This window comes from Escherichia sp. MOD1-EC5189, assembly GCF_002966045.1.
Lineage (GTDB): Bacteria > Pseudomonadota > Gammaproteobacteria > Enterobacterales > Enterobacteriaceae > Escherichia > Escherichia coli_F.
This window is the reverse complement of the sequence record NZ_PTRX01000004.1, coordinates 1-21,980: the sequence shown is the minus strand read 5'-3', so window position 1 is coordinate 21,980 and position 21,980 is coordinate 1. Positions and strand designations below refer to the sequence as shown.

General features: G+C 47.8%; 23 protein-coding genes. 6 read left to right on the top strand and 17 right to left on the bottom strand.

The window, feature by feature from the left end; genetic code table 11:
- Positions 1-76: 76 nt before the first annotated feature.
- A complete protein-coding gene (kptA, locus tag ATB02_RS04300; protein WP_032185817.1) occupies positions 77-649 on the bottom strand; it encodes an RNA 2'-phosphotransferase in 573 nt (190 codons plus the stop codon).
- A 249-nt stretch (positions 650-898) separates the two neighbouring features.
- Here kptA and ATB02_RS04290 point away from each other — a divergent pair, with 249 nt between their 5' ends.
- The 4 genes from ATB02_RS04290 (at position 899) to hypT (ending at position 4,201) form a co-directional block, all read left to right on the top strand.
- Entirely contained in the window at positions 899-1,582 is a 684-nt protein-coding gene (locus tag ATB02_RS04290; RefSeq protein WP_105271138.1) for a nucleoside recognition domain-containing protein, read from the top strand.
- A complete protein-coding gene (locus tag ATB02_RS04285; RefSeq protein ID WP_000211971.1) occupies positions 1,579-2,040 on the top strand; it encodes a YjiG family protein in 462 nt (153 codons plus the stop codon). Before ATB02_RS04290 ends, ATB02_RS04285 begins: the two co-directional genes overlap by 4 nt.
- Positions 2,041-2,052: 12 nt before the next feature.
- Positions 2,053-3,225 carry a beta-aspartyl-peptidase gene (iadA, locus tag ATB02_RS04280; protein WP_105271137.1) on the top strand — a complete coding sequence of 391 codons (1,173 nt, stop codon included), beginning with the start codon at positions 2,053-2,055 and terminating at the stop codon, positions 3,223-3,225.
- A 64-nt stretch (positions 3,226-3,289) separates the two neighbouring features.
- Complete coding sequence (hypT, locus tag ATB02_RS04275) at positions 3,290-4,201, top strand: hypochlorite stress DNA-binding transcriptional regulator HypT (RefSeq protein ID WP_105271136.1); 912 nt, start codon at positions 3,290-3,292, stop codon at positions 4,199-4,201.
- On the opposite strand, the gene iraD is transcribed toward hypT, so the two are convergent.
- The 4 genes from iraD to ATB02_RS27055 all read right to left on the bottom strand — a co-directional run bounded on the left by iraD (position 4,194) and on the right by ATB02_RS27055 (position 4,972).
- Positions 4,194-4,586, bottom strand: a complete 393-nt coding sequence (gene iraD, locus ATB02_RS04270) for an anti-adapter protein IraD (RefSeq protein ID WP_000986226.1) — start codon at positions 4,584-4,586, stop codon at positions 4,194-4,196. The genes hypT and iraD overlap by 8 nt on opposite strands.
- Entirely contained in the window at positions 4,583-4,666 is an 84-nt protein-coding gene (gene idlP, locus ATB02_RS26035; protein ID WP_123009414.1) for an iraD leader peptide IdlP, read from the bottom strand. The genes iraD and idlP overlap by 4 nt, the downstream gene beginning before the upstream one ends.
- A 115-nt stretch (positions 4,667-4,781) precedes the next feature.
- Entirely contained in the window at positions 4,782-4,925 is a 144-nt protein-coding gene (locus ATB02_RS26875) for a hypothetical protein (RefSeq protein WP_270097752.1), read from the bottom strand.
- Positions 4,904-4,972, bottom strand: a complete 69-nt coding sequence (locus tag ATB02_RS27055) for a hypothetical protein (protein ID WP_446718966.1) — start codon at positions 4,970-4,972, stop codon at positions 4,904-4,906. The genes ATB02_RS26875 and ATB02_RS27055 overlap by 22 nt, the downstream gene beginning before the upstream one ends.
- Before the next feature lie 285 nt (positions 4,973-5,257).
- On the opposite strand from ATB02_RS27055, the gene ATB02_RS04260 reads away from it, so the two are divergent.
- Positions 5,258-6,088 (top strand): DUF2686 family protein, encoded by an 831-nt coding sequence (locus ATB02_RS04260; RefSeq protein WP_088541494.1) that lies wholly within the window; start codon positions 5,258-5,260, stop codon positions 6,086-6,088.
- A 140-nt stretch (positions 6,089-6,228) separates the two neighbouring features.
- Here the strand turns inward: ATB02_RS04260 and uxuR are convergent, their stop codons facing one another.
- The 3 genes from uxuR to uxuA form a co-directional block, all read right to left on the bottom strand.
- Positions 6,229-7,002 (bottom strand): Uxu operon transcriptional regulator, encoded by a 774-nt coding sequence (gene uxuR, locus ATB02_RS04255; protein ID WP_000833686.1) that lies wholly within the window; start codon positions 7,000-7,002, stop codon positions 6,229-6,231.
- Between the two features lie 213 nt (positions 7,003-7,215).
- A complete protein-coding gene (locus tag ATB02_RS04250) occupies positions 7,216-8,676 on the bottom strand; it encodes a fructuronate reductase (RefSeq protein ID WP_105271135.1) in 1,461 nt (486 codons plus the stop codon).
- Between the two features lie 80 nt (positions 8,677-8,756).
- Positions 8,757-9,941, bottom strand: a complete 1,185-nt coding sequence (gene uxuA, locus ATB02_RS04245) for a mannonate dehydratase (RefSeq protein ID WP_000438605.1) — start codon at positions 9,939-9,941, stop codon at positions 8,757-8,759.
- A gap of 339 nt (positions 9,942-10,280) precedes the next feature.
- Between uxuA and gntP the strand changes: the two genes are divergently transcribed.
- Positions 10,281-11,624, top strand: a complete 1,344-nt coding sequence (gene gntP, locus ATB02_RS04235) for a gluconate permease GntP (RefSeq protein ID WP_105271133.1) — start codon at positions 10,281-10,283, stop codon at positions 11,622-11,624.
- 168 nt (positions 11,625-11,792) lie between these two features.
- Here the strand turns inward: gntP and fimH are convergent, their stop codons facing one another.
- The 9 genes from fimH to fimB form a co-directional block, all read right to left on the bottom strand.
- Positions 11,793-12,695 carry a type 1 fimbria D-mannose specific adhesin FimH gene (gene fimH, locus ATB02_RS04230; protein WP_105271201.1) on the bottom strand — a complete coding sequence of 301 codons (903 nt, stop codon included), beginning with the start codon at positions 12,693-12,695 and terminating at the stop codon, positions 11,793-11,795.
- Positions 12,696-12,714: 19 nt separating this feature from the next.
- A complete protein-coding gene (locus ATB02_RS04225; protein ID WP_373569429.1) occupies positions 12,715-13,158 on the bottom strand; it encodes a fimbrial protein in 444 nt (147 codons plus the stop codon).
- A gap of 72 nt (positions 13,159-13,230) precedes the next feature.
- A complete protein-coding gene (gene fimF / locus ATB02_RS04220; RefSeq protein WP_001355117.1) occupies positions 13,231-13,761 on the bottom strand; it encodes a type 1 fimbria minor subunit FimF in 531 nt (176 codons plus the stop codon).
- A gap of 9 nt (positions 13,762-13,770) precedes the next feature.
- Positions 13,771-16,407 (bottom strand): fimbrial usher FimD, encoded by a 2,637-nt coding sequence (gene fimD, locus ATB02_RS04215; protein WP_105271131.1) that lies wholly within the window; start codon positions 16,405-16,407, stop codon positions 13,771-13,773.
- A gap of 66 nt (positions 16,408-16,473) precedes the next feature.
- Positions 16,474-17,199, bottom strand: coding sequence for a type 1 fimbria chaperone FimC (gene fimC / locus ATB02_RS04210; protein WP_001403893.1), 726 nt, complete (start codon positions 17,197-17,199; stop codon positions 16,474-16,476).
- 36 nt (positions 17,200-17,235) lie between these two features.
- On the bottom strand, positions 17,236-17,775 hold the full coding sequence (locus tag ATB02_RS04205) for a fimbrial protein (protein ID WP_000824095.1): 540 nt from the start codon (positions 17,773-17,775) through the stop codon (positions 17,236-17,238).
- Positions 17,776-17,839: 64 nt separating this feature from the next.
- Positions 17,840-18,388, bottom strand: coding sequence for a type 1 fimbrial major subunit FimA (gene fimA, locus ATB02_RS04200; RefSeq protein WP_105271130.1), 549 nt, complete (start codon positions 18,386-18,388; stop codon positions 17,840-17,842).
- Between the two features lie 479 nt (positions 18,389-18,867).
- Positions 18,868-19,464, bottom strand: a complete 597-nt coding sequence (gene fimE, locus ATB02_RS04190; protein WP_000044720.1) for a type 1 fimbria switch DNA invertase FimE — start codon at positions 19,462-19,464, stop codon at positions 18,868-18,870.
- A gap of 477 nt (positions 19,465-19,941) precedes the next feature.
- Complete coding sequence (gene fimB, locus ATB02_RS04185; RefSeq protein WP_000790582.1) at positions 19,942-20,544, bottom strand: type 1 fimbria switch DNA invertase FimB; 603 nt, start codon at positions 20,542-20,544, stop codon at positions 19,942-19,944.
- Between the last annotated feature and the right edge of the window lie 1,436 nt (positions 20,545-21,980).

Here is a 21,980-nt window from a genome sequence, read left to right as displayed (position 1 = left end):
TCTCTCTAATATATTGAATTTTTATGCTTTTGTAGGGAGCGCAAGGCGTTTATGCCGCATCTGGCACGAGCAAACATTAATCAGCTCTTTTCTTCGGGCACTCAAGAAACTCAACAGCAACCGTTGATGTCAGCCAGACCCCGTTTTCCGCTTGCCAGAAAGGGATGCCTCGTTTCGCCATTTCCTGTGCTTTGACGGTTAAAATAACCGGCGATCCGTGTCTTGCTCCCACTTTGCGTGCCGTTGCTTCATCAGCAGAGAGATGCACGTAATGACGCTCTCCTGGAATCAGCCCTTGTTTTTTTATCTCGTCAAGAAAGCGGCTTGCCGTACCGTGGTAGAGAAACTGTGGCGGTGTTTTTTCGGCAAAGGCAATGGCGACCTGCGAAGTCGAATGCCCCTGAACCGCGCGAATGCACCTACTATCACTGGAATAACTAAAACGCTTTTTATCGCTGGTGGCGACAACGGTATCCAGTAATGCACGGGTTAACCGCTTACCTGCTTTTTGTGCACAAAGTATGAGCTTATCAATATCCGCCCATCCTTCACGGTCAAGTACGATACCAATCGCCTCCGGTTTATGTCGGAGAACAAAACTTAAAAACTTGCTCGTATCCGCCAGCTCTTTTTCGTTGTACTTTGCCATCGCATTTTCGTCCCTGGATTTTCCGTTTTTATTTACTCACGTCATTGTCACTGGATTTATGAATTTTCTGCAACGAAATCCTTCGCAGCATCTTGTTCAAACAGCGTAATTTTTCCGCTATGCAAAAAACGCATAGCCAGAAACATACTTGCATTTTCCCCATACCCACATGGCTGATAAGGTTTTTCAGCTCCAGGAATTTTCCTGGCTCAAGCAACACACAAACACAAAAAAACAATGGGGATTGTTATGACACAACAAGGGGATGCTGTAGCCGGGGAGCTGGCGACAGAAAAAGTGGGCATTAAAGGGTATCTGGCTTTTTTTCTTACCATAATCTTTTTTTCCGGTGTTTTTTCCGGGACAGACAGCTGGTGGCGCGTTTTTGATTTTTCCGTTCTGAACGGATCGTTTGGGCAACTGCCTGGTGCGAACGGAGCCACCACCTCGTTTCGCGGAGCGGGTGGCGCGGGGGCTAAAGATGGCTTTCTCTTTGCGCTGGAGCTGGCACCGTCAGTCATTCTCTCTCTGGGGATTATTTCAATTACCGATGGTCTTGGCGGATTACGCGCCGCGCAGCAGTTAATGACGCCAGTGCTAAAACCATTGTTGGGCATTCCAGGAATCTGCTCGCTGGCGCTGATCGCTAACCTACAAAACACCGATGCCGCCGCCGGTATGACCAAAGAGCTGGCGCAGGAAGGTGAAATTACCGAACGCGATAAAGTGATTTTCGCCGCATATCAAACCAGCGGTAGCGCCATCATCACCAACTACTTCTCTTCCGGCGTCGCGGTGTTTGCCTTTCTGGGCACGTCCGTAATCGTACCTTTAGCCGTCATCCTGGTGTTTAAATTTGTCGGAGCCAACATTTTGCGCGTCTGGCTTAACTTCGAAGAACGTCGCAACACAACGCAAGGAGCGCAAGCATGACAACTCAGGTCCGCAAAAATGTCATGGATATGTTTATCGATGGCGCACGCCGTGGCTTTACTATCGCCACCACCAACCTGCTGCCGAACGTGGTGATGGCATTTGTCATCATTCAGGCGCTGAAAATTACCGGCCTGCTCGACTGGGTGGGGCATATCTGTGAACCCGTAATGGCGTTGTGGGGATTGCCCGGTGAAGCGGCAACTGTCCTTTTAGCCGCATTAATGAGTATGGGCGGCGCAGTCGGTGTTGCCGCCAGTCTCGCGACCGCTGGCGCATTAACCGGCCACGATGTCACTGTTTTACTGCCTGCAATGTATTTAATGGGCAACCCGGTGCAAAATGTCGGTCGCTGCCTGGGGACAGCCGAAGTGAATGCCAAATATTACCCGCACATCATTACGGTCTGCGTCATTAACGCATTGCTGTCGATCTGGGTTATGCAGCTTATTGTTTAACAAGGAGTTATCATGATTGATTATTCCGCAGCCGGTTTTACCCTGCTGCAGGGAGCGCATTTGTATGCGCCGGAAGATCGGGGAATTTGCGATGTCCTCGTCGCTAACGGCAAAATTATCGCCGTTGCCAGCAATATCCCTTCTGACATCGTACCTGACTGCATGGTCGTCGATCTCCGCGGGCAGATCCTCTGCCCTGGTTTTATTGATCAACACGTCCATTTGATTGGCGGTGGCGGAGAAGCTGGCCCCACTACGCGTACGCCGGAAGTGGCGTTAAGTCGTCTGACAGAAGCGGGCGTCACGTCAGTGGTTGGACTGCTGGGCACCGACTCTGTCTCTCGCCACCCGGAATCCCTGCTCGCCAAGACCCGTGCGCTCAATGAGGAAGGCATCAGCGCCTGGATGCTGACCGGCGCTTATCATGTACCTTCCCGCACCATTACAGGTTCCGTGGAAAAAGACGTGGCAATTATCGATCGCGTGATTGGCGTGAAATGCGCTATCTCTGATCACCGCTCTGCCGCACCGGACGTTTATCACCTGGCCAATATGGCGGCGGAATCCCGCGTTGGCGGTTTGCTCGGCGGTAAGCCTGGCGTCACAGTGTTCCACATGGGCGACAGTAAAAAGGCATTGCAGCCTATCTATGACCTGCTGGAAAACTGCGATGTTCCCATCAATAAGTTGCTGCCGACCCACGTTAACCGCAACGTACCGTTGTTTGAGCAGGCGCTGGAGTTTGCGCGCAAAGGCGGTACCATTGATATCACCAGCAGCATCGATGAACCGGTCGCCCCTGCCGAAGGTATTGCCCGCGCCGTTCAGGCCGGTATTCCGTTGACACGCGTCACCCTCAGCTCCGATGGTAACGGTAGTCAGCCGTTCTTCGACGACGAAGGGAATTTAACCCATATCGGCGTTGCGGGATTTGAAACGTTGCTGGAAACCGTACAGATGCTGGTCAAAGACTACGATTTCAGCATCAGCGATGCCCTGCGCCCACTCACCAGTAACGTGGCCGGTTTCCTTAACCTGACCGGGAAAGGCGAAATTCTGCCAGGCAATGACGCAGATTTGCTGGTCATGACGCCAGAACTGCGCATTGAACAGGTATACGCCCGCGGCAAACTGATGGTTAAAGACGGCAAAGCCTGCGTGAAAGGAACGTTTGAAACGGCATAAACGGTTGTCAGCCGCCCGAATGGACGTAGAATGCCCGCAAGGGCGGCTGACAGAGTAAAACGTAATGGATGACTGTGGTGCGGTTTTGCATAATATTGAAACAAAATGGCTTTATGATTTTCTGACCCTGGAAAAATGCCGCAACTTTTCCCAGGCGGCAGTCAGTCGCAACGTCTCACAACCCGCATTTAGCCGTCGCATCCGCGCGCTGGAACAGGCGATTGGCGTTGAATTGTTTAACCGCCAGGTGACACCTCTGCAACTCTCGGAACAAGGGAAAATCTTCCATTCGCAGATCCGCCATCTGCTGCAACAGTTAGAGAGCAACCTTGCAGAACTGCGTGGCGGCAGCGATTACGCGCAACGTAAAATCAAGGTAGCCGCTGCACACTCTCTTTCTCTCGGTCTTTTACCGTCCATTATCAGCCAGATGCCGCCGCTCTTTACCTGGGCGATTGAAGCCATTGATGTTGATGAAGCGGTCGATAAACTGCGTGAAGGGCAAAGCGACTGTATTTTTTCCTTTCATGACGAAGATTTGCTGGAAGCGCCGTTTGACCACATTCGCTTATTTGAATCTCAATTGTTCCCCGTCTGCGCCAGTGACGAACACGGAGAAGCACTTTTTAACCTCGCACAGCCACACTTTCCGTTACTGAATTACAGCCGCAACTCCTACATGGGGCGATTGATTAACCGTACCCTGACGCGCCACAATGAGTTAAGTTTCAGCACCTTTTTTGTCTCGTCGATGAGCGAGCTTTTAAAGCAGGTTGCCCTGGACGGCTGTGGGATTGCCTGGCTGCCGGAGTACGCCATCCAACAAGAAATTCGCAGCGGGAAGCTTATCGTTCTGAATCGGGACGAACTGGTGATCCCGATTCAGGCCTATGCATACCGGATGAATACCCGTATGAATCCCGTGGCCGAACGCTTCTGGCGCGAACTGCGCGAGCTGGAGATTGTGCTTAGCTGACATTCTCCAGCGTCGCACTACACCAACCACCACTATCCCAGACCAGATCATACGTTAGCGGTTCATCGTCGTGGTGCAGCATTATCTCAAGGCTGATCGCCAGCGTGTGGCTGTACGCTTCTTTCAAATTGACCTGCAACGCCGCAATCCGAGGCTCATGAAATAACAGTGCAGAACGTAGTTGACGGCAATACCAGCTCTGGAGATGTTTGTCGCTCTGGTTATGCACTTGCCACTCAGGCATACCTGAAACAAGTAATGAAGGTAATGCCGAATGAGGAGAATTAAAAAGAGTGAGGAGATCGCTGCATACCGATTTACGCAGTGATAACGTTTTATTGCCTGAAATTTCAGGTGAAACAGCCTGAAGTGATTGGCGCATCATTTTGCGCACTCCTGACGTTTAGCAACATATGTGGCTTGCCCTGAATACCGGGCACCACTGTATTGATGCTCATTTTCCATAGCCATTCCCTTTTGTTCATTACATCCATGTCAGTCTGAGACAGGCCTGAATCCTGTCAGCAAAGTATAAAACCTTACTTGCCTATGAATATCTACTGACTTTTCAGGAAAAAAGTCATGATTTGATAAAAATCATCAAACTCAAAAAAAAACTGCTAGTATATTCTGAATATTCCGAATAGTTACGTAGATGAAAATACTTGTCACCGCCGCTACTTAATCCCGGCGGGAGATTATTTATTTTCGTATAATCAACCATGTATTATTTGAAACAATTAGTTTGCAAATAATATAAATTGATAACATATCAAATACATCAAAAACACCATTCACAGGCATTATTAATATAGACATCAATATAACAACATCAAATTCCAATTAGTAATAAGATATGCTTTTTAATTGCATGCAAATAATTTTAAATGAGCGTTTTTTGATACTTTAGAGTGTTTCCCACCCTTTAATATGACCGTGTAGAGTTGATATCACTACAACAGAAACATGCATGTCATTTGTTTACTTCTCTTTTTACTACAGAAAAATTTATCTATTTTTCTAAGCATCAGTGAAATACTCATAAAGGTAACTACTATGTCTATGCCATTAAGCAATGCCCTTCAGAGCCAAATTATTACAGATAATCACTTCCTTCATCATCCAAAAGTCGACAATAAGTTAACACGTGAATATGAATATGCACGCATGGATACGGAAAATATCTATCTTCTGCCTCTTGCTCGTGGCAATAACCATAATTACGATGGAAAAAGCGTTGTCGAAATTAGAAAACTTAATATTAGCAAAGAGTCCTGGCCATTTAATTATGTGACAGAAACATGCAGAGAATTCAATGGTATTACAACAACAGGACGTATGCTCTATCGAAACTTGAAAATCACCTCAGCTTTAGACGAAATATATGGTGGTATATGTAAAAAGGCGCATGCTGCCACAGAGTTAGCGGAAGGATTACAACTAAATTTATTTATGAAGAGCCCTTTCGATCCTGTTGAGGAATATACAGTTCATGAAATAACATTAGGCCCTGGTTGCAATGTTCCAGGTTATGCTGGAACCACGATAGGATATATTTCAACCCTTCCAGCTTCTCAGGCAAAAAGATGGACCAATGAGCAGCCAAGGATTGATATCTATATTGATCAGATAATGACGGTAACAGGGGTAGCAAATTCTTCCGGATTCGCCCTTGCCGCATTACTTAATGCTAATATTGGAATGGGAAATGACCCAATAATTGGTATAGAAGCTTATCCAGGTACCGCGGAGATCCATGCAAAAATGGGATATAAAGTTATCCCCGGTGATGAAGATGAGCCACTCAAACGCATGACTCTGCAACCGTCATCTCTTCCAGAACTGTTTGAATTAAAAAATGGTGAATGGAATTATATTGGTAAATAACCACTGGGAAGAATGAGTACTAATATTCAGGTTATACAGATAGTTAAACAATACCCTGCAATTTACAAAGTAATACTCATTGCAACTTCTTAATTTAACAAAGCGCAAGGAACGTTTACCCTTGCGCTTATCATAATAAGTCAGGCGTCGACTTTATCCAGCGGCCATGAATCAAACAGATAGCCGTCAAAATAAATATCGTCAACGTTCGAGAATTCCAGCAGACGTTGTTTAACGTTTTCCAGATGCTGCCACATTGCCAGCTTCGCCGCTCGGGCGTCTTTTTTGATTAACGCGGCGAGGATCTGTTTGTGATCGCCCAACCACTCTTTGCGATACAGGCTGTCATCCAGATGGCTGTGCAACTGGATCCACATCGGATTGTTTTCCCGCCACTGCCAGGACTGACGGAATAACTCCACCAGCATGCTGTTATGCGTCGCTTCGGCAATGGCGAGATGGAACTGCATGTCACCGCTTTCGCTGCTGCCCGGCGCGCTGGAAGCCAGCTCACGCTCTTCCAGTTGCAATGCCTGGCGCATTTTGACGATATCTTCGCGCGTAGCCTGCAAAGCGGCAAATTCCGCGATGTTGCTCTCCAACAACTGCCGCGCCTGTAACAGCTCAAAAGGACCCGCATCATTGCAGACATTGGCATCCGGACTGTCTGTGTTGTGGCTGCCTGAGCTATCAAGAACATAAATACCGGCACCCCGGCGCACTTCCACCAGCCCTTTGATCTCCAGCATGATCAGCGCTTCACGTACCACCGTCCGCGTGACATCAAGCATTTCTGCAATTTCACGCTCCGGCGGCAGCCGCTCGCCAGGATTGTACGGCGTCTTTATGATCAGATCGCGGATCATCGCCCCGACTTCCTGGTAAGGTCTTTGCGCAGAGGTGGCAGATTTCATGGTGTTGTGTCCGTTAGGTGCAGTTAATCAAATTTTTGCCGGATGCGTCGTGCACGCCTTATCCGGCCTACAACGGGCGATTTTACGGCACCCGTCAATCTCAAACTATACCATTAGCACTGGAAGTTGGCACGTACAGGTGGGCAAAAAACGAAAACTGGTCAACCAAATATGCGTTTGATTGACCAGTAAGTCTGTAGGGTAATCAGTTAGTTACAGCGCAGCCACACACTCGCGCGCACCGCGTTCACACAGCTGCTGATATGCCGCCGTCACCGCGCCAACAAAGTCGGCATTCTGCGGCAGATCATCGGCAAAAATACCGCTCAGGCCCAGCAGCGCTTTCACGCGGTCTGCGCCCTGATACTGCGCATTGATCTTCTGGAACTCCGCCAGCATCGGGTCGACCACGTCAATGGCATTACCCTGCTCATCCACGCCCTGGGTGTAACGCATCCAGCCAGCCACGCCCAGCGCCAGGTGACGCCAGCTACCGCCGTTTTGCAGGTGCAGACGCACCGGATCCAACAGGCGCTGCGGTAACTTCTGGCTGCCGTCCATCGCAATCTGCCAGGTACGGTGACGCAGAGACGGGTTGCTGAAACGCTCGATCAGCAGCGTCGCATAGGCGTTCAGGTCCGTACCTTCCGGCATCGACAGCGTTGGCGCTTGTTCCTGCATCATCAGGGCAAAGGCCGCTTTGCGATAATCCGGATTAGTCATGGTGTCGGCAATAGTTTCATAGCCGCCGAGGTAACCGAGGTACGCCAGGAAAGAGTGGCTACCGTTCAGCATACGCAGCTTCATCATTTCGAACGGCACAACGTCTGCAACGAACTGTGCGCCCACTTTATCCCAGTCCGGGCGACCATTAACGAAGTTATCTTCTATGACCCACTGACGGAACGGTTCGCAGGCAATGGCGCACGGGTCGTAAACGCCCAGCTGGTCAGCAATTTCCTGCAACGTTTCTGGGGTAGCGGCGGGAACGATACGGTCAACCATGGTGCACGGGAAGGTGACGTTCTCTTCAATCCATGCCGCCAGTTGCGGATCACGCGCCTGAGCCAGCCCCAGAACGGCAACTTTTGCCACGTGACCGTTTTCACGCACGTTGTCGCAGGACATGACAGTAAACGCTTTCAGCCCTTTTTCACGACGCAGACGCAACGCTTCGACGATGTAACCAATCGCCGACTTCGGCGCAGTCGGGTTTTCCAGATCGTGCTTAATCAGCGGATTATTGAGATCCAGCTGACCGCTCGCCGCATCGGCGCAGTAACCTTTTTCCGTGACCGTCAGGGAGACAATCGCCGTCTGCGGACGCGCCATTGCGTTGAGAATACCTTCACAACCGTCTATTTCCGGGTGCAGCGCTTCTTTCATCGAGCCAATAATTTTCAGCTCGGTGCTTTCTGCGCCTTTTTCCGCCACGGTGTACAGCAGTTGCTGTTTTTTCAGGTTTTCGATCAGCACGCGGTCGTTGCCTGGCATCAGGTTAACTTCGCAGATCCCCCAGTCGCTATCCGTGCTTTCCAGCAGATGATGGGTGTACAGCGCCTGGTGCGCGCGGTGAAACGCCCCGCAACCGAGATGCACAATGCGTGATTCCAGACGAGAATAATCCCATGACGGGCGGGCAACCGGCAGATTGCTGTCAACAATAGTAGTCATCGTAAACTCCAGAATCCGTCTTCAGAGAGTGACGGCAAGGAAGAAGGAACCGGCACGGCGCGCAGCCATGCCGGTGGATATTAACGGCTAAAGAAAGCGCGCTGGATCGCCATTTCGACACCGCGAACTTCGGCCAGGCCTTTCAGACGACCAATCGCGGAGTAACCTGGGTTGGTTTTCTTCTTCAGGTCGTCCAGCATCTGGTGACCGTGGTCCGGACGCATCGGGATCAGGTCTTCTTTGCCTTCCGCTTTACGACGATGCTCTTCTTCAACAATCGCTTTCACCACTTCGTACATATCAACGTCACCGTTCAGGTGCGCCGCTTCGTGGAAGGTTTTCGGGTTATCTTCACGCATGGTGGAACGCAGATGGGTGAAGTAAATACGCGGACCGAACTGCTTGATCATATCAACCAGATCGTTGTCAGCACGCACGCCGTAGGAACCGGTGCACATGGTGAAACCGTTCGCCATGCTGTTTACGGTATCAACCATCCACTGCATATCTTCAATGGTGGAAACGATACGCGGCAGGCCGAGGATTGGGCGCGGCGGATCGTCCGGGTGAACAGCCATACGCACGCCAACTTCTTCCGCAACTGGAATGATCGCCTTCAGGAAGACCGCAAAGTTTTCGCGCAGTTTGGCTTTGTCGATATCTTTGTACAGCTCCAGGTGCTTACGGAACTGGTCAAGGGTGTAGCCTTCTTCCGCGCCCGGCAGACCGGCAATGATGTTACGGGTCAGACGCGCTTTGTCTTCGTCGCTCATAGTGGCGAAGCGTTCAGCGGCCTGAGCAATTTCTTCTTCGGTGTAATCCGCTTCCGCGCCTGGACGCTTGAGGATGTGCATTTCAAACGCAGCAAATTCGATCTGGTCGAAGCGCAGAGCTTTGGAGCCATCTGGCAGCACGTATTCGAGGTCAGTACGGGTCCAGTCGAGCACCGGCATGAAGTTGTAGCACACGGTGCGAATGCCGCACTGCGCCAGATTGCGCAGAGTTTGCTGATAGTTAGCGATCCACTGCTCGTAGTTGCCAGTATGAGTTTTGATATCTTCGTGAATTGGCACGCTTTCTACGACAGACCACACCAGGCCTGCGTCTTCAACGATCGCCTTGCGTTTGAGGATCTCTTCTACTGACCACACTTCCCCGTTCGGGATATGGTGCAAAGCGGTAACCACGCCAGTCGCGCCCGCCTGACGTACATCAGCTAAAGTGACCGGATCATTAGGGCCGTACCAGCGCCAGGTCTGTTCCATGATTTTTCCTCTTTCACATAGTGGGTTCCACAGCAAAAAAACGCGGAATCCCGGAGTTGTTTAGGTATCCGGATGAACAACCAGACCGCAGCCGTGGCATTGCATCGGATGAGATGGCGTATAAGTTCTACCTTTTGGTAAGACATGTCAACCCGAATTCTAAAATTGGTTAACCACATCACAAGATTTTCACGCGCACGCTCGTTGCTGCAAATTGCAGCAACGGGTAATTGATAGTTATTAATCAGAGGGTGTGACATTCATCGCAACAATGGTTGACCAATTTACATAACATGTCGCCCAAAATAACAACGGTTCAACCAGGTAAGGTAAAACGTTATGCATGTGCTTAACATTCTTTGGGTAGTATTCGGTATCGGCCTGATGCTGGTACTGAATTTGAAGTTCAAAATCAATTCAATGGTGGCTTTGCTAGTGGCGGCGCTGTCCGTCGGGATGTTGGCGGGCATGGATTTGATGTCGCTGCTGCACACCATGAAAGCGGGCTTCGGCAACACGCTGGGGGAACTGGCAATCATTGTTGTGTTCGGTGCGGTCATTGGTAAATTGATGGTCGACTCCGGCGCGGCCCATCAGATAGCGCATACGCTGCTGGCGCGTCTCGGCCTGCGCTATGTCCAGATATCGGTGATTATCATCGGCCTGATTTTTGGTCTGGCGATGTTCTATGAAGTGGCCTTTATCATGTTAGCGCCGCTGGTTATCGTCATTGCCGCCGAAGCTAAAATTCCGTTCCTGAAACTGGCTATTCCGGCAGTAGCGGCTGCTACCACCGCACATTCACTTTTCCCTCCGCAGCCGGGTCCGGTGGCGCTGGTGAATGCTTATGGTGCAGATATGGGGATGGTTTATATCTATGGTGTACTGGTGACAATCCCAAGCGTAATCTGCGCAGGCCTGATTCTGCCGAAGTTCCTCGGTAATCTTGAGCGCCCAACGCCATCATTCCTCAAAGCGGATCAACCGGTGGATATGAATAATCTCCCCTCTTTCGGCGTTTCGATTCTGGTACCGCTGATCCCGGCGATCATTATGATCTCTACCACTATCGCCAATATCTGGCTGGTCAAAGGCACCCCTGCGTGGGAAGTCGTTAACTTTATAGGTTCATCGCCGATTGCAATGTTTATTGCGATGGTGGTTGCATTCGTACTCTTTGGCACCGCGCGTGGTCATGACATGCAGTGGGTGATGAACGCCTTTGAAAGCGCGGTAAAAAGCATTGCGATGGTGATTCTGATCATTGGCGCGGGCGGCGTGCTGAAGCAGACCATCATCGACACCGGCATTGGTGACACCATCGGCATGTTGATGTCCCACGGCAATATCTCGCCCTACATCATGGCATGGCTGATCACTGTGCTAATTCGTCTGGCGACGGGTCAAGGTGTGGTTTCGGCGATGACTGCCGCCGGGATTATCAGTGCTGCAATCCTTGATCCAGCAACCGGTCAACTGGTTGGCGTGAATCCGGCGCTGCTGGTACTGGCGACGGCTGCGGGTTCCAACACCCTCACCCACATTAACGATGCCTCATTCTGGTTGTTCAAAGGTTACTTTGACCTGTCAGTAAAAGACACGTTGAAAACATGGGGTCTGCTGGAGCTGGTCAACTCCGTGGTTGGGCTGATTATTGTGTTGATTATTAGCATGGTAGCGTAAAAGAACACCAGAGCCTGCCAATGGCAGGCTCTGTTCAGATTCGCCTTGTTTATGCCAGATGCGACGCTGCCGCGTCTTATCTGGCCTACAAAGGGCTAACGTGCAGGTTTTTTAGGTCTGATAGCGTAGCGCCTCAGGTACCAGCATTAGCAAAGCCCTGTGATTTCTTTATTGATAAACAAAAGTCACGCCAATAATCGATTGCACATTCCCTGCAGTCACCTGCCCTCCGGTACGTGCGTAATTTGCCGTTAATCCCAGACTTACCGCCGAAGTCCCTACTGCTCCTAACGATACCGTGTTATTCGCTGGAATAATCGTACCGTTGCGCGTTAACTGTACGCCGACGCCCTGTGCTGGTGTAAACGACGCGGTATTGGTGAAAATCGAGTTGCCCGCATCTGCGGTTGTGCCGGAGAGGTAATACCCCAGGTTTTGGCTTTTCGCACAATAAACGGTAAGAGGAATCGGCACTGAACCAGGGTAGTCTGGCAGAGTAACGGTGACATCACGAGCAGAAACATCGCAGCCGCCAGTAGGCACCACCACATCATTATTGGCGTAAATATTCCACACAAACTGGAAATCATCGCTGTTATAGTTGTTGGTCTGTCGCAAAATAAGCACGGCAATTAATGAGCCAGCTTTAATCGCCACCCCGCCCGCACTGCTCACAGGCGTCAAATAAAGCGCCACCGGCCACGGCTTATCCGTTCTCGAATTATAAACAACGCGCGGCGTTTCGCTGGTGGTAGGAAATGGATAGCTACTGCCACTATATTTTACGGTCCCGGAAAAATTAGATAACACGCCGCCATAAGCCGAACCTCGTTGCAGTGTGACATAGTCTGTAATGGTTTCCGGGTAATCGTTATGGCAAAAGATTTGCGTCGAAAGATCTACGACCAGGTTTTGCCCCACATTCACGGCGGGCGCAAGGTTTACATAAACATTGGCGCTGCCACCGCCAATAGGGATAGCGGTGCCATTGGCGGTTTTACAGGCGAATGACCAGGCATTTACCGACCAGCCCATCAGCAGTACAGCAAACAGGGTAATAACTCGTTTCATTACAATCATCTCTTCGGCTTCAGCTGTAGGTATAGGTGATGCTAATCACTGCCTGAATGGTTCCCTGAGTGGCTCCGCCATTTACCGTCAATGCTCTGACCTGTAACGGGAAGTGCGCTGATTGTGAGGAATCATCCACCTGAACTGTTTTGGTTGCGCCAGTATTCAATGTGTTGCCACTGTCATCTTGCAGCTCTAACTGGATGTTTTGCGCGGTCCCCTGGTTTTTATAATATCCGGTACTGTCGGCTGCCCCGCTGAAGCTGGCGGTGACCCTCGATGTTCCCACCGGACAATGAGTCAACTCAAGCGCAACATCATGCCAGGCCGATGCCGCACCAGCAGACACGAGACTGAAAGAATAAAGATCGCCGAGATCAACCGTGGCATTAGTGGTGGAAACCGTGCACGGTTTGGCGACGACCTTACCGTTCACCGTGATGGTGACATCGGCGGCCTGTATCGTCGCACTTGCGAGCGCCAACATTGCCGCCAATAAATACCCACGTTTGCGCCATTTCATGAGCATCTCCAGTTACTGATATTCAAGAGTGAAGGTAGCCGTGGCATTGATATGCCCCGCAGTGACAGGCACCTGTGTCGCCATTAGCCGGGCGTAAAAATTCAGCGTATTTGGTTTACCCGGCGTCAGGGTCGTCCACGAAATCGCGGAGGATGGCGCATTAAGGGGGATCTGATTTTGTTGCTCATTCAGAAGCTGTATTCCCAGCCCCGCAGCCGCTGACACCGTATTTTCAAGTGCAAGCAGGTTGGCATTGTGACTATCTGCAACGCCGGTAAACCCAACCTTTACGGCAGAAACGGCATTACCACAGGGTGACAGCAAAATACGAAATGGAACGACAGGAGTCGTCGCGCCAATGTTGTTAAATTGCTTCGCCGCGTTTTCCATCAGATCAACAGTAAAATTGGTTGATTCAGCGGCCACACTACAGCCGTTATCTCTGACATAGCCGCGGATAGTAATCGTGCTATCCGCAGCCAAAGCGTGACTTACCGCCAGCCACAAAAAAGCGCACAGAAGATAAAAAGGTTTGCTTTTCATCACGCCCCCTTAACGACATTCAGCTGATAGCTGGGTTAATAACTGCTGCTGACTCTCTGGTGGCAGTTGATAATTGGCGACACAGTGAGCATTTTCCTCTTCTCCCCATTTCACCTGAACTTTTCCCGCTAAAGGCATCCCGCTGAGATAAACCTGACCATTATCCGCAACAATGCCGCTACTCTGACTACTCTCTGATGTGACCATCGCCCCAAACGGCAGCGGCTTATTATTGTGGGTTAGCGTCATGAGCAGTTTTATCCCAACACGCGCTTTAAACTCTGCTCGCACAATTGCCCCACGGGTGGGAACAACGTTAGCGACCGCGTTATCTAAATCGACGTTATCAGCCAGGGTATTGGTATCCAGCGCCACTCTATTTTCCCGATATTCTGTGGCATAAGGCAGCACGGCATAGCCGCGCCAGTCGGTACGCACCCCCGTCTGGTTTTCAACTTTTGCATCTTTTGCGCCGGGTGCTTTAACAAGCACCACCGTATCGTTTAACGGCTGCCCCAGCGTTACGCCATTGGCATGAGCCAATACCCCACCGCTGATTCCGTAATAGAGCTGCTTAATATCATCGCTATGGCTGTAACCAATGTTGGCATTGCCGTAGCCACCGCGATAATTCAGCGCGGCGTAGCCTGTACTTCCGCTATTACCATCGCCTCCCCCGGCATAGCCGGTTTGCACGCTATAGCTGAGGTTATTGTCTTCCAGCAACGTACCGTATACGCCCGCAAGGTTGGTCATCCGACCGTTGAGATCGTGTGACATGCTGTAGCTGGCACTGGCATGTCGCCACTGAGATTTACTGTCAGAACGCAGCCAGTGGCTGAAAGGAATATTGATGTTAAGAGCCAACATCTGATCCCGTCCTTTTTGCCACGCGTTTTTCGTCAGGCTATAGCTGAGCGTCCAGTTGATATCTTCGAAAGCAGTATTTAATCCAGCCTGGAATTGCTCATCGACATTACTCGTTCCCCAATAAGTTTGATGGCTACCACTCAAATACAGTGTTGATGTGCGTCCGAGTTGCTGAGTAACAGTGAGCTGTAATTTCCCGCGTTTGTTATAAGCGAGATTGTAATAGTCGGTAAATTTCGGCTTAACCTGAATAACACCATCCTGTGTTTCGATGTTGTAGCCACTCATTCGGCTGTATGTTGTATCAGCGAAATTAAAATACCCGCTGGTCGAGTAACGGTAACCCACTAACTGAAAATTCGTACCTGACTCATTGAGCGATTTGTTATAGAGAAAACGCACCGATTGCCCGTCATGCTGACTGTCATCAGGAAGTGTGGAATTAGCCTGCGTCATATCCACGGACAGAGCGCCCAGTGCCCCCATGTTTTTCCCGATACCGAAATTAAAAGCGCGATAACGATCCGCCAGTTGCGTTCCACCATATATTGTCCAGCCAGCCGGAAGGCCGTGGAGTAATGTACTCTGGAAAAAACGGGGTTTATCCTGTTGCGCATTTCCACTACGGTATTCTCCTGCCGTAATGGAATAACGAGTATGCCCTTCACGTTGCAAAAGCGGGACTGACGAATAGGGTACGGTAAAGATCTGCGTGCTACCGTCAGCCTCTTTAATCGTTACCTGCAAGTCACCACTATTACCTGCGGCATAGATATCGTTGATGGTAAAAGGCCCCGGTGGCACCGTACTATTATAAATGTCATACCCATTTTGTTTAATAGTGACCTGTGCAGTGCCACGAGCAATACCGTGGATCACCGGGGCAAATCCTCTTTGGCTATCGGGTAACATATTGTCATCTGAGGCCAATTGTGCGCCGCGGAAGTTAATACCATCAAAAATATCGCCCTGAGTATAACCATCACCCAGCGTCAGCCGGGAACGCAACGGTATTATGTCTCGCTCAAGCCAGGTATTGATATGCTGCCATTTATTTTTGCTACCTGATGAACTGTCGCTACTGTTATAACTCCAGGTGGTATTGTCGCGTAAACGCCATGCACCAATATTTAACCCACTCTGTAGGTTTAAATATGCATAATGGCTGTTACCACCAATCCGATTCTGTACACTATTTCCGCTGAAATTATAATTGAGCAATCCGGCATTAATACCGGGATCCCATAACTCAGGAGGAATATAACCACGCGCGCGATTACTCATAAATGCCTGAGGGATCGTCAGGTTGAGTCGCTGCTGACCAACATCCAGATGCGCAGTAGCGTCATGGATCATTGAGGTTAATGGCACGCAGGCATCATCCGCCAGCAGATTCATACCGGAGACAGAAGCCGTATTCAGCCCCATACTGGCAAGTTGCGCGCGCGTCAGGCAGGGAACAATCCCTTGTTCACTGTCGCCCGTATTAAAGGTGACATCACGCGTTGCCATATAACCATTATTCAAATAGATATCGACGCGATACGTCCCTGGTGGTAATTCTTGACCATTCTCAAAACGCGATAAATCAGCCACAGCCAGGGGATCATCCGCTAAAAAACGCGGGTTAAAATAGAGTTCAGCAGATGACAAAGGTGCCTGTGTGGCAAAAACACAGGCAACAGAGAGCCGAACAAAAAAACCAGCCAGACGAGGCTTACGAATATGCAAGCATTGTGTGTTTCGCTGGTAAAGTCTTAAATTCAGATATGACATTATTCCTCCGGTTTAAAATTACCCGGCAGTCAATTTTTTTTATTCAGGCGAAAAATTCCCCCTGCGTTATTCCATTACGCCCGTCATTTTTGGAGTAAGTGCGCCATAATCATTTATTGTTCGGTAAGTAATGTTGCTTCCTGCATCAGAAGGTAATTTAACTGTGCTTTCGCCCATTGGAGGCACCAATGCATTTTCAAGAACCCGAGTTCCGGCATTCAACTCTGTTACCGTCAGGTAATAGGGTGTCGGGTTAATCAGCGTCAGAGAATTCGCGCTACGACGAAATCTTAACTTTTCTGCGGCCTGATCGGGTGGCAACGCTAATTTAGCCGGGCGATAGTACAATTTAATGCGGCTGATAATTGCGAGCTGTAGCGTATTCTCAGTCAATTTTGATTTATCCATTGACGGAATCGCTTTAACGTTCATCCAGAATAAACTTTCCCGATCCTGTGGCAATTGGTTATTTGTGGCATCAAGAATACGCAAGGTATTCTCTTTTTTCCCCTTCATCGCAAACAGAGGTGGCGTTACGATAAAACGACCATCCTTTACACCATCGGCATTTTCTACCCATGATTGAATTAAATAGGTGCTATTTTCATCATTATTTGTCACGGCAAGTTGTACTTGTTTTTGCCCTGCCGGATAAATAACGCGAGTCGCACCTAAGGCCACTCCTGCTTCCGCGCGTCCGGCAGCCATCATTGCCATGATCATCAGGATACCTGCCAGCAAGCAGAATGTTATTTCCTGCAATTTCCTTACATTGACGTTTTTATTACTCACTGTCCTGTTCCTGTTATCACATTATCTGCTGAACAATTACTGATAGGTTAAAGAGAACCAGGCCTGAGCATTGGCGATGCCGCCAGTAACCCGACGCCCGGTAGCACGATATTTGGCGATGAAATGTAACGACGTAGAGCCTGAGTAAAGCCGTTTCCAGTTTGCTGGAGGACGATTAATCGGTACAAGGTTTCCTTCATCATCAAACAACGCTACGCCAATATTGGTGGCAATCCCTGGCCCCTCTCCCACGGAAAGCACATCCGGATTTTTACCATCCGCGACACCGTGAAACGCCACCCCCACACGTTCACTCACCACCGTGCTACATTCCCGTAAATGAATAACAAAAGGCACCGGTGCGCTATCTTCCCCAACCGCATGAAACCGGTTACTGCTGATTTGCCCCATATTGACCGTCATTTGTTTATCACCAGCTTCAATCCGGCAAGCTTCTGCAATAATGACGCCCTGAAATTGCATATTTCCGCCGGGCAACGTGGTGTTCCATTTATTTCCGGCCAGAGCAAACATTGGCAGCAACGACGCTAATAGAAATAATCTCTTCCTTTTCATCGTTATTTTTATCGCACAAGGGTGGGCATCCCTGCCCGTAATGACGTCCCTGAACCTGGGTAGGTTATTGATACTGAACCTTGAAGGTCGCATCCGCATTAGCAGCACCTGGGGTTGCGGCACCGGTTGCAAAGTAACGCGCCTGGAACGGAATGGTGTTAGTACCGTTATTCAGGGTTGATTCTGCACTAAATGTCGCACCGTCCAGCGCCAGCGCAGCACCGGTTCTGTCCAGAATTTGCACACCAACGTTTGTTGCGCTACCTGCAGCAGAACTCTGCAGAGCCAGTACATCAGTATGCGTAGCATCAATTGCCGTACCTAAGAAGGCAACAGCGGCTTTTGTAGCAACAGTGGTATCGCAATCATTCAGCTGAATGTTAAAACCAACGGCAGCGCTGGTTGCTCCAGTCTGCTTCAGGCTAGCGGTACGAACCTGTCCTAACTGAACGGTTTGATCAACAGAGCCTGCATCAACTGCGCAAGCGGCGTTAACAACTTCCCCTTTGAAGTGAACGGTCCCACCATTTACCGTCGTAGTATCGGCCAGAGCCGCTGCGGAACTGAGGGACAGAGCCGACAGAACAACGATCGCCAAAGTTTTAATTTTCATGCTGCTTTCCTTTAAAAAAACTGTTTCTAAATCGACATGGGCAGTCGTTCTGTACACTTTGTTTTGAAACGAATTGGACTGCCAACACTGCACAGTTCTTCCCCAAAAGATGAAACATTTGGGGCCAAACTGTCCATATCATAAAAAAGTTTTGTATTTGTTCTCAAGCATAAAAATATAAAAAAACGACATAAAGCAACTAACTGTTTGATATGTAAATTGTTTCTCTTATAAATTAATTTCACATCACCTCCGCTATAGGTAAAGCTAACGTTTCTGTGTCTCGAAGCAACTTCCTCATTCATCTCTCCAAAAACTACCGCGTTCAATATAAAAATCTATAAAATAATGTATTAACAGAATATAAATCCAAATAATAAACTAAGAAAGTTCGTGCGTAATGCTTTCCTCTATGAGTCAAAATGGCCCCAATTGTCTTATATTTCTTTATCTTTTCATATTATTATCAATAAGTTACATCAGGCATCTTCTCTTTTTAATTTTTCGTTTATGAGATTATTTCTTTCCCATAATCCGGCAAAACGTGCAGCATTACTGGCGGTATAACGCACAGTATGGCGAATATTTCGATGCCCGAGATAATCCTGAATTAAACGGGTATCTGCACCACGCTCCGCCAGTTCATAACCGCAAGCATGCCTTAACATATGAGGATGAGTCTGCGTCACGGTTCCAGCTTCAATACCGGCATCGCGAATAATGCGATAGGCCTGCTGGCGAGAAAGTCGACTCCCGCGGCGAGAAATAAATATGGCGTCGGTCTGGTCAGCGCCTTTCCAGTTAATACGTTCCTGGGTCCAGCGCTCCACAGCTTCACGCTCATCAAAACGTAACGGGTGAACGGTAGAAAATCCGTTCTTCAGTCGGCGAATATTTATTCGACCTTCGTTAAGGTCAAGATCCTGATAATGCAGATCAAGCAGTTCACTAATACGCATCCCATGCCGATATGCCAACAAAATTAGGCAATAATCTCTGGCTCCCGTTGCCCCGTAACAAACCGCCTGCATCATGTCCTGAACTTCTTTACCGGTAAGATAACGACGTTTACTCACAATAGTAGTACTCCTGACTGAGATATATTTGAATGAATACCTATAGGAAACCTCGATCGGTTAAAATTAGCCCAATAGATAAAAAGATAACCACACAGGAAGTTATGTGGCTATCAGTCAATTACATTAAATATCATACAAAAATAAAATATCACTGATGTGACAACATCTATTTTCATTGATTTGATTCAATATAACAATAGATTGCAGCGGATTAACTTCCAGTTGCTTAAAAAATAAAGAAAAAAGTGCAGAAACAGGAGAACTTGAGTGATGTGTAAATTTATGAATTATTTTGTTTATTTATTTTGAAGAACATAAACCATTGTATTTTGTATGGATATGGTTAACTTAATGTTTATTATGATAATTAAGAATCACACTTACAATAACATCAATTAATAAATGGTTAATCATTTTTGATATATCGTAAGAATAATGTATTTTTTAACACCATCCCTGGTATCTCATCTATCTCTATAAAACAGCGTGATGCTGTCGTCCTCTGGCTCTATCCCAGATGCCGTAAAAACGCCCTGCATTGCTGGCGGTATACCAGACAGTATGACGAATATTGCGATGCCCAAGATAATCCTGGATAAGTCGTGTATCTATTCCCATATTCGCCAAAGCAAAACCACACGAATGGCGTAACATATGCGGATGAATCTCCAGTGATAACCCAGCATTACCACCAGAAGTCGAGATAATATGGTAAAACTGTTGCCGAGAAAGCGGGTTCCCCTTACGTGATAAAAATACCCACTCGCTCTCAGCATGCGGATAAGAAGTACGTATACTCAACCAGTTTTTTAAAGCCTGAACTTCTTTGTTCAATAGCGGGTGCGTTGTTGAAAAGCCTTTTTTTAATCGATGGATATAGATACACTTTGCCTTAAGATCAATATCCGAAATCCTCAATCGGCAAATTTCACTCGCCCGGAAACCATGAATAAAACAAAGCAAAGTCAGACAATAATTACGTGCTGCATGAGGCCCGGTATTTGCTGCTTTAAGGAGTGACTCGATTTCACTATGGGTCAGGAAGTTCCTTTTTTTGTTATCAGCCTTATTCTTCATCGTTTTCCCTTATAATTACAGACGCGCACTAGCTGTGCTGGGTTAGCAATAATCCAACATTTTAATCCTGATTATGTTTATAAAAGCGAACGTTTGCTTAATAATTAACGTAAGTGGACCAGTTCTTCTGAGTGAACTTAAATGGAGTAGCGATAGTTACTTATAATAACTTTGCCATACAAACGCCATGCTCTTGCATGCTATGTACCTTTATATATTTATCAATGTGATACGAATCTAATAATAACCCTCATCATTAATGCAACTAATCTTATCTATATATCATGTGATATGTTCTGTAACAAGTAAAATCAACATAAAAAATTCAGCAAAATTTAATATTCGTTCAACTAGCCGTCTCACATATGACATTATTAGTCAACTGCATTTGCCACAAAATGGCTATTTCATGGAACGCAGTAATTTCTTAGCGTCTATTATCATGCTAATTCTTAGGTCCCTAGCGATTATTCCTGCCTGGTTCGTCAACTCACGCCATGAGATTGTTATATTCCTTTTTATCATGGAGATATGGGGGAAAGCAGGCGACGCTTTTTCATCTACATTCATTGGTAAATATGGCTTTGGTCACTACGACTTAAACCTTCCTCAATCACAGCTATTCGCCGGGCGATACGGCAAACAAACTAAGTGAAGCATCATCCTGAAAACACCATCATCAACAAGCCTCTCCAGATCGACTTCAGAAGTGACCAGTTACAAGCCACAAACCTGGAAACATATTTCATGATGAGAATTATGCTCAGCCTGATGGCGGGTAAACACTTATTTTCACCAAGCTCACTGAGTTAGCTTGCAAAGCTTTCCTTGTTTAGATTCTAAATAAATTATCTATAAAACAGATGGTTAAAAGAAAACCTTTAGTTTTTGAAGACCACCGCAAGTGTTCGTCTGGCTTCACATGGCATCTTCCTCTTAGAAAAAGATCGACATATTTTGTGACGCGAATTGCAAATCTGGTTTTGTTGTATGGATTGCGTGATTTTTGATCTGGTATAACAGGTATAAAGGTGCACCACGATAGTCAATGAGACTGGGCATCTCGTAATCTATGGCAAACATCACTTCAGTTCTTTCACATCGGGTGATGAAAATGCACTTCAGTCTGAAAGGAATATGAAAATGAGATCAACAGACACTCTATTTTATGACTCTGGGTAAAATGGATTGAGTAAGTGATATAGCTTACGAACATTCAAATCAATCAAACATCAGAAGAGATTTTATACTCAGGTATTTAATCTGGATCTCTGTTTATTTAAATAATGTGGAAAGAGATTTTTCACAGGAGACATTATACAAAAAAGATAAAATACAGCTATCGGTTGCCAAAGACACTAGACTGGCCCCCTGAATCTCCAGACAACCAATATCACTTATTTAAGTGATAGTCTTAATACTAGTTTTTAGACTAG

Coding starts and splice junctions, on each gene's coding strand:
- fimD (WP_105271131.1), bottom strand. CDS start 16,407: ATGTCATATCTGAATTTAAGACTTTACCAGCGAAACACACAATGCTTG.
- fimF (WP_001355117.1), bottom strand. CDS start 13,761: ATGAAAAGCAAACCTTTTTATCTTCTGTGCGCTTTTTTGTGGCTGGCG.
- idlP (WP_123009414.1), bottom strand. CDS start 4,666: ATGGAAAATGAGCATCAATACAGTGGTGCCCGGTATTCAGGGCAAGCC.
- iraD (WP_000986226.1), bottom strand. CDS start 4,586: ATGATGCGCCAATCACTTCAGGCTGTTTCACCTGAAATTTCAGGCAAT.
- ATB02_RS04290 (WP_105271138.1), top strand. CDS start 899: ATGACACAACAAGGGGATGCTGTAGCCGGGGAGCTGGCGACAGAAAAA.
- ATB02_RS04260 (WP_088541494.1), top strand. CDS start 5,258: ATGTCTATGCCATTAAGCAATGCCCTTCAGAGCCAAATTATTACAGAT.
- fimH (WP_105271201.1), bottom strand. CDS start 12,695: ATGAAACGAGTTATTACCCTGTTTGCTGTACTGCTGATGGGCTGGTCG.
- ATB02_RS04205 (WP_000824095.1), bottom strand. CDS start 17,775: ATGAAAAGGAAGAGATTATTTCTATTAGCGTCGTTGCTGCCAATGTTT.
- ATB02_RS04250 (WP_105271135.1), bottom strand. CDS start 8,676: ATGACTACTATTGTTGACAGCAATCTGCCGGTTGCCCGCCCGTCATGG.
- fimB (WP_000790582.1), bottom strand. CDS start 20,544: ATGAAGAATAAGGCTGATAACAAAAAAAGGAACTTCCTGACCCATAGT.
- uxuA (WP_000438605.1), bottom strand. CDS start 9,941: ATGGAACAGACCTGGCGCTGGTACGGCCCTAATGATCCGGTCACTTTA.
- iadA (WP_105271137.1), top strand. CDS start 2,053: ATGATTGATTATTCCGCAGCCGGTTTTACCCTGCTGCAGGGAGCGCAT.
- gntP (WP_105271133.1), top strand. CDS start 10,281: ATGCATGTGCTTAACATTCTTTGGGTAGTATTCGGTATCGGCCTGATG.
- uxuR (WP_000833686.1), bottom strand. CDS start 7,002: ATGAAATCTGCCACCTCTGCGCAAAGACCTTACCAGGAAGTCGGGGCG.
- ATB02_RS26875 (WP_270097752.1), bottom strand. CDS start 4,925: ATGGTTGATTATACGAAAATAAATAATCTCCCGCCGGGATTAAGTAGC.
- kptA (WP_032185817.1), bottom strand. CDS start 649: ATGGCAAAGTACAACGAAAAAGAGCTGGCGGATACGAGCAAGTTTTTA.
- hypT (WP_105271136.1), top strand. CDS start 3,290: ATGGATGACTGTGGTGCGGTTTTGCATAATATTGAAACAAAATGGCTT.
- ATB02_RS04285 (WP_000211971.1), top strand. CDS start 1,579: ATGACAACTCAGGTCCGCAAAAATGTCATGGATATGTTTATCGATGGC.
- fimA (WP_105271130.1), bottom strand. CDS start 18,388: ATGAAAATTAAAACTTTGGCGATCGTTGTTCTGTCGGCTCTGTCCCTC.